The following is an 11426-nucleotide window of genomic DNA, read 5'->3' as shown; positions in this document are numbered from 1 at the left end:
AACACAGGCATTGGTAGCTCTTGCTCGCAAGCTCTGCCGAGTGGCATTCACCCTGATGAAGAATCAGGGCGAATACCGATCAGTTTGAGATTCTAGGGTTGCTGAGCAACATAGAATCTCCCACATTGGAATGCGATCGAATGTGGGAGCGAGCTTGCTCGCGAAGAGGTTGCCGGTCGACTGTCACATCTGCGTCGCCATCCCCTCGACATTCATGGCCGCCTGACGCAGCGCCTCGGAGCGGGTCGGGTGCGGATGGCAGGTCAGCGCAATGTCTTCGGCTGAGGCGCTGAACTCCATGGCCACGCAGTATTCACCGATCATTTCGCTGACGCTCGGACCGACCAGGTGCACGCCGAGCACTTCATCCGTGCGTTCATCGGCAAGGACTTTGGCAAAGCCTTCGGTTTCATGGTTGATCTTCGCCCGGCTGTTGGCGGTGAAGGGGAATTTGCCGACCTTGTAGGCGCGGCCTTCGGCCTTGAGCTGCTCTTCGGTCTTGCCGACGCTGGCCAGCTCGGGCCGGGTGTAGATGACGTTGGGAATCAGCTCGTAGTTGACCTCGCCGGCCTTGCCGATGATCTGTTCCACGCAGGCCATCGCTTCGTCTTCGGCCTTGTGTGCGAGCATCGGGCCGGAGGTTACGTCACCGATCACCCACACGCCCGGCGCCTCGGTGCGGTGCTGGCGGTTGGCAAGCATGCCGCGCTGGTCGGTGCTCAGGCCGACATTCTCCAGGCCCAGGCCTTTGGTGTACGGACGCCGGCCGATGGCGACCAGCACGTAGTCGGCTTCGAGCAATTCAGCGTTGCCACCGGCGGCGGGTTCGACGCTGAGCTGCACGCCATTGGCCGAACTCGTGGCGCTGGTAACTTTGGAACTTAGCTTGAAGCTGATGCCTTGCTTGCTCAGCGAGCGTTGCAAGGTTTTGCCGGCCTCGCCATCAACACCCGGGCAGATGCGGTCGAGGTATTCGACCACGGTCACCTGGGCACCGAGGCGGCGCCAGACTGAGCCCAGCTCCAGGCCGATCACCCCGGCCCCGATCACCACCAGATGCTTGGGCACTTCACTCAGCGACAACGCGCCGGTGGAGTCGAGGATGCGCTGGTTGTCGATCTCGACGCCGGGCAGGGGCGTGGGTTCGGAGCCAGTAGCGATGATGATGTCCTTGGCGCTCAGCTCGGTTTTGTTGCCTTGATCGTCGGTCACCGAGACTTTGCCCGGGCCGTCGATGTGGCCCCAGCCCTTGATCCAGTCAACCTTGTTCTTGCGAAACAGAAACTCGATGCCTTTGGTCAGGCCGCTCACGCTTTCGTCTTTCTGTTTCATCATTTGCGCGAGGTTGAGCGTGGGTTTGACCTCGATGCCGAGGTTGGCGAATTCCGCACCCATGGCCGCGTCGTACAGCTCGGAGGCATGCAGCAGGGCCTTGGACGGCATGCAACCGACGTTCAGGCAGGTGCCGCCGAGGGTGGCGCGGCCTTCCACGCAGGCTGCCTTCAGGCCCAGCTGGCCGGCGCGGATCGCCGCGTTATAACCACCGGGGCCGCCGCCCAGAATGACCACGTCGTAGTTGCTCATGCTGTTGCTCCTCGTTGGGGATGCGGATCGCTAAAAGTAGTTGGTCGATAAAATTACGAACGTAATATGTGCGTTTCCGGACATTTCGGTCAAGGCTTCAGGCAAGCGACAGGTTGCGCATCTTTAGATAAGCGTATTTGTGTACGAATATTTCACGGCTTTCGTTATATCGTAACGAATAAGCCGATGAATCAAAGGTGTTGGGGTGATATGCAAGTCGATCTGGATGTCGATGGCACGCAAGTGACCGGGTTGCCGCGCTTTCAACAAGCGGCCGCGCAGGGGCGACGATTGCGCCGCCTGGCCATTGGTCTCGGCGCATTGGCCGGGGCAGGGTGGGTGCTGGCGATGTTTGTCGGGTTGTTTGCCGCGCAATCGATATGGCCGGCATTGCTGGTGAATCTCGGTGCGGCGTTGCTGGTGCTGGTTGCCGGCCTGCAATCGGCATGGTGGGTGACGCAATGGCGTGCGCGGGTCATGCATCCGCTCGCCCATGAGCCGTTGAGCGAAGTCGAGCCAACGCCAGCTGACGGCTGGTACGAGCGGCTGCTGGAGCGTCTGAGTCAGCGCAGTTTGCATCTGCTGGGGCAGATCGGCGCGGCCACGCTGTGGCTGGGCGGGTGGTCGGTGCTGGTGATGATCGGCATCGAACAGGTCTGGAATCTGGCGTTACCGCCCGCTGCGGTGGGGCTGTCGGCCACGGTGGGCGCCGCGCTGATGTTGCTGTTGGGTTTTGGCTTGCTGGTGCTGGAGCGGCAATTGGCTCAGGAGAATCCGGCGCAGTGGCCGGAGGCCGGCTCGCTCGCGCAACTGACACGCGTTGCAATCATCAGTCTGGTAGTGGGCGCGCTATGTCTGTTATTTGCCAGCGAGGCTTCCGTGTGGCCAGTGCGCCTTGCGGTGTTGATCGGAATCTTGCCGGGATTGGTCGCGATTGAGTTGCTATTGCGTGCTGTTCTTTCTGTATTTGGCCCGCGTCGTGAACAGTTGGAACCGACTCTGCTGGCACGCAGTTTTGTCGCCGACATGCTGCGTTGGCCGCCGCAACCGCTGCTCGCCTTGCAGCACGAATTGCACAACCGCTTCGGCATCGATCTGCGCCAGATTTGGGCGTTCAGCTATATGCGTCGCGCCTTTCTGCCGGTGCTGGCGCTGGTGGTTGCCGTCGGCTGGTTGCTGACCGGTATCCACGAAATCCCGCTGCAAGGGCGCGGCATTTACGAACGTTTCGGCAAACCTATGCAAATATTCGGCCCCGGATTGCACGCCGGTTTGCCTTGGCCGCTGGGTCGGGTGCTCAGCGTCGAGAATGGCGTGGTGCACGAGTTGGCGACCAGCGTCGGCGATGCGCCTGCGCCGACACAGGCCGACCCCGCCGAAGGCCCGGCACCAATGACCGCCAACCGTTTGTGGGATGCCAGCCACGTCAACGACAAATCCCAGGTGATCGCCAGCAGCCGTGGCGATCAGCAGAGCTTTCAGATCGTCAACATGGACGTGCGCTTCGTCTATCGCATCGGCCTGCGGGATCAGGACGCCTTGGCGGCGACCTACAACAACGCCGATGTACCGACGTTAATCCGCAGCACCGCCAGCCGGATTCTGGTGCACGATTTTGCCTCGCGCACCCTCGACGGTTTGCTCGGTGCTGACCGGGTAGGGCTGGGCGAAGAAATCGGTCGTGCGGTGCAAGGCGATCTGCAGAAGCTCAACAGCGGCGTGGAGATTCTCGCCACCGTGGTCGAAGCGATTCACCCGCCAGCCGGTGCCGCCAATGCTTATCACAGCGTGCAAGCAGCACAGATCGGCGCGCAGGCGTTGATCTCCCGTGAGCGCGGCGCTGCGGCCGAAGCCAGTAATCAGGCGCAATTGCAGGCGAGCCTGGCCCGCGATCAGGCCAGTGCCAGCGCTCGTGAAATCAATGCGGCGGCGCAGGCGGCAGACCTGAAGTTCAGTGCTGAACAAAAAGCTTACGCCAGCGCGGGTCAGGCATTCGTGCTGGAGCAATACCTTAGCCAGCTCAGCCTCGGTCTGAGCAAGGCCAGAATGTTGGTACTCGACCACCGTTTAGGCGGCAGCAGCAATGCGCCGACCATCGATCTGCGTACGTTCACGCTGCCGGCTGATCCGACGCCTGCGCGCACCACCGCTCAACCAGGAGTTGCCCCTTGAGCCAGTCGCACACTCACGATTCGCATGACCACAATGGCCACGATCACGGCCATGCCGGGCACCACCATCATCATGGGCATCATCACCATCACCACGGTGCGCCGGAAGAGGCGGGGCCGCTCCCGTGGCGGCGGATGAGCTGGGCGCTGTTGCTGGTGGCGTTCGCCATCGCGGCGGCGAGCCTGGTGCAAGTGCGTTCGGGCGAGGCCACGGTTATCACCCGTTTCGGCAATCCGTCGCGGGTGCTGCTTGAGCCGGGTTTGAGCTGGCGCTGGCCGGCGCCGTTCGAAGCGGCGATCCCGGTGGATCTGCGCCTGCGCACCACCTCCAGTGGTTTGCAGGATGTCGGCACTCGCGACGGTTTGCGCATCATCGTTCAGGCCTACGTGGCGTGGCAGGTGCAGGGCGACCCGGACAACGTGCAACGTTTCATGCGTGCGGTGCAGAATCAGCCGGACGAAGCGGCGCGGCAGATTCGCACCTTTGTCGGCTCGGCGCTGGAAACCACCGCCAGCAGTTTTGATTTGGCGGATCTGGTGAATACCGATGCCAGCAAAGTGCGTATCGCCGATTTCGAAGCGCAACTGCGTCAGCAGATCGATCAGCAACTGCTTGCCACTTACGGTGTGCGCGTGGTGCAGGTGGGTGTTGAACGCCTGACCTTGCCTTCGGTCACACTCACGGCCACGGTCGACCGGATGCGCGCCGAGCGTGAAACAATCGCCACCGAAAGCACCGCCATCGGCAAGCGGGAAGCCGCGCAGATTCGTTCTGCTGCCGAGCGCGATGCGCGAATTGTTCAGGCGGACGCGACAGTTAAAGCAGCAGAAATCGAAGCGCAATCCCGAGTCGAAGCGGCGCAAATTTATGGGCGTGCCTACGCTGGGTCGCCGCAGTTGTACAACCTGCTGCGCTCGCTGGACACCTTGGGCACTATCGTTACGCCGGATACCAAGCTGATTCTGCGCACCGACGCTGCGCCGTTTCGGGTACTGGTGGACGGCCCGCCGAATGTCGAAAACAAATCTGGATCGCAGCCATGAGTGATGAAGTTCCACGTGGAACACATTCGCTGAGCAGTCCGTGGATTCAAGCCGGACGCCTGGCGTTTTTTGCCTTGTACGCGGTCACGGTGTTGGCCGCGTTGGCGTGGGCGTTTTCCAATGTGCGGCAGATCGATCCACAAAATCGCGCCGTGGTTCTGCACTTTGGCGCACTGCAACGCATCCAGAATGCCGGGCTGTTGCTGGCTTGGCCGCAGCCGTTCGAGCAGGTGGTTTTGCTGCCGGCAGCGGATCGGGTGATTGAGCGTCGAGTGGAAAACCTGCTGCGCAGCAGTGAGGCGATCAAGGCTGATCGTGTGGCAACCTTCGCCACTCCGCTGAGCGATGCGTTGGCCGGTTCCGGCTATTTGCTGACCGGCGACGCCGGCGTGGTGCAACTGGATGTGCGGGTGTTTTACAAAGTCACCGATCCCTATGACTTCGTCCTGCAGGGTGATCATGTGCTGCCGGCACTGGATCGGCTGGTCACCCGCAGCGCCGTGGCTTTGACTGCTGCCCGGGATCTGGACACGATTCTGGTCGCGCGGCCCGAGTTGATCGGCGCCGACAATCAGGCAGCCGAGCGTCGCGAACGCCTGCGCGGTGATCTGGTGCAAGGCATCAACAAGCGTCTGGCTGAACTGAAGGCGAGTGGGCAGGGCATCGGCATAGAGGTGGCGCGGGTCGACGTGCAGTCGAGTCTGCCGGACCCTGCGGTCAGCGCCTTCAATGCGGTATTGACCGCCAGTCAGCAGGCCGACAAAGCCGTCGCCAATGCACGCACCGAGGCGGAAAAACTCACCCAGACCGCCAACGAACAAGCCGACCGCACGCTGCAAGTGGCCCACGCACAGGCAGGCGAACGCTTGGCCAAAGCCTCTGCCGACACCGCCACGGTAATGAGCCTGGCCAAGGCGCAGCAACAGGGCACCGACCCGCAGATGCTCCTGCGTCTGTACCGCGAACGCATGCCGAAGATCCTCGGCCAGGCCGGTTCCGTAACCACGGTCGATCCGAAGGACGATTCCCGCCTGATCATTCAGGGAGCCAGTAAATGACTGCGACCACTGCCGCACCGAGCCTGCTGTCCTCGGCCGAACAACGCCGCGCTGCACGGCAATTGACCCTGGCGATGCTTGCCCTCGGCTTGCTCGGCCTTGGCCTGATCTGGCGCTGGCTGGTACCGGAGCAAACCGGTGTCAGTCAGTTGCTGTTGGGTTTCGCCTCTTTATTGGTGGCGGTGCCGGTGATGCGTTCGGCGTGGTACAGCCTGCGTTATCCGAGCCTGCACGGCATCACCGATCAACTGATTGCGCTGGCGATGCTCGGTGCCTGGGCGACCGGGGATCTGCTGACGGCCGCGCTGCTGCCGATCATCATGATTTTCGGCCACGTGCTGGAAGAGCGCAGCGTGATCGGTTCGCAGGAAGCGATCCACGCCCTCGGCCAGTTGACCCGCAGCCACGCGCGCAAGATTCAGGCGGACGGTTCGATCATCGAAGTCGATAACGGCACGCTCAAACCCGGCGACACGGTAGAGGTGCGCGCCGGCGATCGGGTGCCAGCGGATGGCCGAGTGCTGTTCGGCCAGGCCAGCCTCGATACGGCATCGATCACCGGCGAGTCGGTGCCGGTGGAAACGGCAGTGGGCATGACGGTGTTCGGCGGCGCGATCAACCTCGACGGCTTGCTTCGCATTGAGGTGACCCGCACCGGCGATCAGTCGACGCTGGGTAAAGTCATCGCACTGATGCAGAACGCTGAGCGCTCGAAGCCACCCATCACCCGTTTGCTTGAACGTTATGCCGGCAGCTACATGGTGCTGGTGTTGCTGTTGGCGGCAGTGACCTGGTTTGTCACCCATGATGCGCAGGCGATGCTCGCGGTGCTGGTGGCGGCATGTCCCTGCGCCTTGGTGCTGTCGGCACCGGCCACGGCAATTGCCGGAGTGGCGGTCGCGGCGCGCCACGGCATTCTGATCCGCAGTTCGGCGTTTCTTGAGGAGTTGGCAGATCTCACTTCACTGGTGGTCGACAAAACCGGCACGCTGACTTACGGCACCTTGCGTTTGCAATCGATCAACAGTCCGCGTCTGGAAGCATCTGCGGTGATGGCACTGGCTGCCAGTCTCGGCGCGGCCAGCAGCCATCCGGTCAGCCGCGCGCTGGCGGGGTTAGTCAGTCAAGAGCAGAGCCTGCCGCTGACGGACATTCACGAGCGTCAGGGTCTCGGGGTGGTCGCCATGACCGCGCAGGGCGAGGCGGCACTGGGCCGTCCCGAACTGTTCGCGCAACTGGGCATCGTTGCCACGGCTATTCCCGAGCACGACGGGCCGATTGCCGGATTGGCACTGAACGGCGAATTTGTCGCCTGGCTGTTGCTGGCCGACAGCGTCAAACCGGAAGCGCGCTTTGCCCTCGCTGAATTGCGTGAACTGGGCCTGGGCCGTCAGTTGCTGCTGACCGGCGACCGCCAGAGTGTCGCGCAGACGCTGGCCCGCGAAGTGGGGCTGCAAGAGGTCGAAGCCCAGGCGTTGCCCGAGGACAAACTCAACCGCGTGCTCAAGGAAATCGCCAGTGGATTCCGGCCAATGGTGGTGGGTGACGGCATCAATGATTCGCTGGCGCTCAAGGCCGGTGTGGTGGGTGTGGCGATGGGCGCAGGCGGTGCCGACATTGCCCTGGCTTCGGCGGATATCGTCCTGATCGGCAGTGACCTGCGCCGCCTCGGCACCTGTGTGCGCCTGAGCCGCCAGTGCCGCAAGACCTTGCAGGTCAACGTGATCATCGGTCTGGGCTGGACGCTGGCGATTGTCGTCTTCGCCGCCTTCGGCTGGCTCGGCGCTGCCGGAGCGATGATCGCAGCGTTGCTGCACAATCTCAGTACATTACTGGTGTTGGGCAACGCCGGGCGCTTGCTGCGGTTTCAGGAACCGTTGCTGAAGCTTCAGGACTAGCTCTCGCAATTTTGCGAACTGTCGAGGCGCAAAGCAGTCATCTCTGAAGGTGCTCTTGCCCGGGGGCGCACTGCCGCCCTTGGGCCATCGCGGCTTATAGGGGCGGACTATCAAATCGATAGCCTGCTATTTTTCAAGGATGGTCTACCCTCAGATCTGACGTCTGAAACAAGGGGGATTTTCCATGCTCGCGCAACTTCCACCGGCCTTGCAGAATTTGCAGCTTCCACTTCGCCTGCGACTCTGGGATGGCCATGAGTTCAATCTGGGCCCGGCGCCCAGCGTAACCATCGTGGTCAAGGACCCGACGATGGTCACCCAGTTCACCCATCCAAGCCTTGACGCGCTGGGGGCGGCGTTCGTCGAAGGCAAGCTCGAACTGGAGGGCTCGATCAGCGAAGTCATCCGGGTTTGCGATGAATTGAGCAGTGCCTTGCTCGACGAAGATGAAGGCGCCCAGCCTGTGCGAGCGGTGCACGACAAGGAAACCGACGCCAAAGCCATTTCTTATCACTACGACCTGTCCAACGAGTTCTACCAGCTGTGGCTGGACAGCGACATGGCGTATTCCTGCGCCTATTTTGAAACCGGCAGTGAAACCCTGGAACAAGCGCAACAGGCCAAGTTTCGGCACCTGTGTCGCAAGCTGCGTCTGCAGCCCGGCGACTACCTGCTGGATGTCGGCTGCGGTTGGGGTGGGCTGGCGCGTTTTGCGGCGCGGGAGTTTGGCGCCAAGGTGTTCGGCATCACCCTGAGCAAGGAACAACTGGCACTGGCCCGCGAGCGCGTCAAAGCCGAGGGCCTGGAAGACCAGGTCGAACTGCAACTGCTCGACTACCGCGATCTGCCGCAGGACGGGCGCTTCGACAAGGTAGTCAGCGTTGGCATGTTCGAACACGTCGGCCACGCCAACCTCGCCGAATATTGCAAAGTCCTGTTTGGTGCGGTGAAAGAGGGCGGTCTGGTGATGAACCATGGCATCACCGCCAAACACACCGATGGTCGCCCGGTCGGGCGTGGCGCTGGGGATTTCATCGAGAAATATGTATTCCCCAATGGCGAGCTGCCGCATCTGGCAATGATCTCGGCCGAGATCAGTGAAGCAGGCCTGGAAATTGTCGACGTCGAAAGCCTGCGTCTGCATTACGCGCGCACGCTGGACCACTGGAGCGAGCGGCTGGAAGACAACCTCGAAGCTGCGGCGAAAATGGTGCCTGAGCAGGCGCTGCGCATCTGGCGCCTGTATCTGGCCGGATGTGCTTACGCCTTCGCGCGGGGCTGGATCAATCTGCACCAGATTCTGGCAGTGAAAGCGCACGCCGATGGCAGCCATGAGTTGCCTTGGACGCGGGACGACATCTATCTCCCGTAATGCCTGAACGCCTCTCTCCCGCTGTGGGGAGAGGCGCCGTTCAGAGAATCGGGGAAATCAGCCGGGCGATCCGCATGCCGAGCTGTTGCAGGCGGTGGATCTCCCGGCTTTCCTCTTTGGCGACTTCGTAAGCTTGCTCGAAGTCGGCGTTGAGCATCTGTTCCACGCTGGCGGCAAAGTCGCTGTCGACGGTCAGCAGCATCACTTCGAAATTCAGCCGGAACGACCGGTTGTCCAGATTGGCGCTACCAATGGCGCTGATTTCGCTGTCGATCAACACCACTTTCTGATGCAGGAAACCCGATTCGTAGCGGAACACCCGCACGCCGGCGCGCACCGCTTCGAAGGCATACAGGCTGGACGCGGCGTAGACGATGCGGTGATCGGGGCGCGATGGCAGCAGCAGACGCACGTCGACGCCACGCAGAACCGCCAGACGCAACGCGGCGAATACGGCTTCATCGGGAATGAAGTACGGGCTGGTGATCCACACGCGCTCGGTCGCTGCGTGGATCGCTTCGACGAAGAACAGCGAGCAGGTTTCGTAAGCGTCGGCGGGGCCGCTTGCCAGCAACTGGCAGAGCACGCCGTCCTCCGGGTAAACGTCTGGCAGGATCAGCGGCGGCAAAGTCCGTGCGGCCCAGAACCAGTCCTCGGCAAACGACTCCTGCATGCAGGCCACCACCGGCCCGCGCACTTGCACGTGGGTATCGCGCCAGGGCGCCAGCGGCGGCTTCTCGCCCATGTACTCATCGCCGACGTTGTGCCCACCGACAAAGCCGAGCACGCCATCGACCACGACGATTTTGCGGTGGTTGCGGAAATTCACCTGGAAGCGATTGAGCCAGCCGCTGCGCGTGGCGAAGGCTTTGACCTCGACACCGCCGTCGCGCAACGCCTGCACGAAGCTATGGGGCAGGGCGTGGCTGCCGATCCGGTCGTAGAGCAGATGGATCGCCACGCCTTCGGCGGCTTTTTTCAGCAACAGGTCGCGCAGGCGCTGCCCGAGGCGGTCGTCATGAATGATGAAAAACTGCACCAGTACGGCTTCGCGCGCTTGATCGATGGCACGGAAAATCGCCTCGAAGGTCGCGTGGCCATTCACCAGCAGCTGTACTTCGTTGTTTGCCAGGCACGGCATGCGCCCCAGTTTGGGCATGGCGCGCAGCGAGGCGTAGGCCTTCGAGGCGCGGGCGGTGAGGGCCTCTTCGACCCACGGGCGCCAGTTCAGCTCGGAGATCGCCTGGCGCATCTGTTCGTTGGCCTGACGGCGTGCCTTGATGTAGCCGTCGAAGGTGCTGCGGCCGAATACCAGATAAGGGATGAGCGTCAGGTAGGGAATGAAAATAAGCGACAATGCCCAGGCGATCGAGCCTTGGGCGGTGCGTACGGTCAGCACCGCGTGGATGGCGGCGATCAAGCCGAGGCTATGTATCAGGGCGATCAGATAACCGAAAATGTGCGGTCCAAAATAATCCATGGGGCAGCCTTGCTCCTGAAGACTCAATGCGTAACAGACCATGTTCCGAGGCGAATGTCGCTATTTAATTGGTGCATGAACCGAAGCAATCGGCCGACGTCTAACGGCCACTACTGATCAGGAGTTTTTCGATGAACGTTCGTCTGCTGGGTTTGGCGCTGGGCCTGGGTTTGGCAATGCCGCTGGTTGCGCAGGCGCAAATGCTGCAGCCGGGGCTATGGGAAATGACCTCGAGCAACGTCAAGGTCGATGACCAGCCCATGGATGTGCAATCGATCCTCGGCCAGCTGCAGGGCCAGATGACCCCACAACAGCGTGCGGCGCTGGAAAAGAACGGGATCAACATCGGCGGCAAGGGCATCCGTGCCTGCCTGACGCCGCAGCAAGTGGCGACCAACGATATTCCGCTGGCCGATCCGCAGTCGGGCTGCAAACAGCAGATCACCGAGCGCACCGGCAACCAGTGGAAATTCCGCTTCAGCTGCCCGAAAGCACAAGGCACCGGTGTCGCGACATTCCTCAGTGATCGTGAGTTCACCACCGTGGCCAACGGCACGTTCAACGCCATCGGGATCAACCAGAAGGGCAGTCTGGAAACTCGCGCGGTGTGGTTGGGTCAGGATTGCGGCACTGTGAAGCCGAGAGCTTAAAAGCTTCGCGAGCAGGCTCGCTCCCACAGGGACAAGGTGATTCCTGTGGGAGATTCTATGTTGCTCAGCAACCCTAGAATCTCAAACTGATCGGTATTCGCCCTGATTCTTCATCAGGGCGAATGCCACTCGGCAGAGCTTGCGAGCAAGAGCTACCAATGCCTGTGTT

Annotated in this window: 8 protein-coding genes; 6 read left to right on the top strand and 2 right to left on the bottom strand. The window is 61.9% G+C overall.

Annotated elements, in window-relative coordinates; genetic code table 11:
- Nucleotides 1-183: 183 nt before the first annotated feature.
- A complete protein-coding gene (gene lpdA / locus ACU680_RS27220) occupies nt 184-1584 on the bottom strand; it encodes a dihydrolipoyl dehydrogenase (protein ID WP_448181060.1) in 1401 nt (466 codons plus the stop codon).
- Nucleotides 1585-1794: 210 nt separating this feature from the next.
- Here lpdA and hflK (ACU680_RS27215) point away from each other — a divergent pair, with 210 nt between their 5' ends.
- The 5 genes from hflK (ACU680_RS27215) (at nt 1795) to cfaB (ending at nt 9127) form a co-directional block, all read left to right on the top strand.
- On the top strand, nt 1795-3756 hold the full coding sequence (gene hflK / locus ACU680_RS27215; protein ID WP_448181059.1) for a protease modulator HflK: 1962 nt from the start codon (nt 1795-1797) through the stop codon (nt 3754-3756).
- Nucleotides 3753-4799, top strand: coding sequence for a protease modulator HflC (hflC, locus tag ACU680_RS27210; protein ID WP_448181058.1), 1047 nt, complete (start codon nt 3753-3755; stop codon nt 4797-4799). The genes hflK (ACU680_RS27215) and hflC overlap by 4 nt, the downstream gene beginning before the upstream one ends.
- The gene (gene hflK / locus ACU680_RS27205; RefSeq protein ID WP_448181057.1) at nt 4796-5857 is read left to right on the top strand and encodes a protease modulator HflK; all 1062 of its coding nucleotides are present in this window, start codon (nt 4796-4798) and stop codon (nt 5855-5857) included. The genes hflC and hflK (ACU680_RS27205) overlap by 4 nt, the downstream gene beginning before the upstream one ends.
- The gene (locus tag ACU680_RS27200; RefSeq protein ID WP_448181056.1) at nt 5854-7755 is read left to right on the top strand and encodes a heavy metal translocating P-type ATPase; all 1902 of its coding nucleotides are present in this window, start codon (nt 5854-5856) and stop codon (nt 7753-7755) included. Before hflK (ACU680_RS27205) ends, ACU680_RS27200 begins: the two co-directional genes overlap by 4 nt.
- 184 nt (nt 7756-7939) lie before the next feature.
- On the top strand, nt 7940-9127 hold the full coding sequence (gene cfaB / locus ACU680_RS27195; RefSeq protein WP_448181055.1) for a C17 cyclopropane fatty acid synthase CfaB: 1188 nt from the start codon (nt 7940-7942) through the stop codon (nt 9125-9127).
- 40 nt (nt 9128-9167) lie between these two features.
- Here the strand turns inward: cfaB and cls are convergent, their stop codons facing one another.
- The gene (gene cls / locus ACU680_RS27190; protein ID WP_448181054.1) at nt 9168-10607 is read right to left on the bottom strand and encodes a cardiolipin synthase; all 1440 of its coding nucleotides are present in this window, start codon (nt 10605-10607) and stop codon (nt 9168-9170) included.
- Nucleotides 10608-10738: 131 nt separating this feature from the next.
- Here cls and ACU680_RS27185 point away from each other — a divergent pair, with 131 nt between their 5' ends.
- Complete coding sequence (locus ACU680_RS27185) at nt 10739-11257, top strand: DUF3617 domain-containing protein (RefSeq protein ID WP_007960849.1); 519 nt, start codon at nt 10739-10741, stop codon at nt 11255-11257.
- The last annotated feature ends 169 nt before the right edge of the window (nt 11258-11426 follow it).

The organism is Pseudomonas sp. LF020 (genome assembly GCF_053456425.1).
This window is presented reverse-complemented; position numbering and strand designations above follow the sequence as displayed.

Excerpts from the sequence above, each read along its gene's own strand:
- lpdA (WP_448181060.1), bottom strand. The coding sequence starts at position 1,584 with ATGAGCAACTACGACGTGGTCATTCTGGGCGGCGGCCCCGGTGGTTAT.
- hflK (WP_448181059.1), top strand. The coding sequence starts at position 1,795 with ATGCAAGTCGATCTGGATGTCGATGGCACGCAAGTGACCGGGTTGCCG.
- hflK (WP_448181057.1), top strand. The coding sequence starts at position 4,796 with ATGAGTGATGAAGTTCCACGTGGAACACATTCGCTGAGCAGTCCGTGG.
- ACU680_RS27200 (WP_448181056.1), top strand. The coding sequence starts at position 5,854 with ATGACTGCGACCACTGCCGCACCGAGCCTGCTGTCCTCGGCCGAACAA.
- cfaB (WP_448181055.1), top strand. The coding sequence starts at position 7,940 with ATGCTCGCGCAACTTCCACCGGCCTTGCAGAATTTGCAGCTTCCACTT.
- cls (WP_448181054.1), bottom strand. The coding sequence starts at position 10,607 with ATGGATTATTTTGGACCGCACATTTTCGGTTATCTGATCGCCCTGATA.
- ACU680_RS27185 (WP_007960849.1), top strand. The coding sequence starts at position 10,739 with ATGAACGTTCGTCTGCTGGGTTTGGCGCTGGGCCTGGGTTTGGCAATG.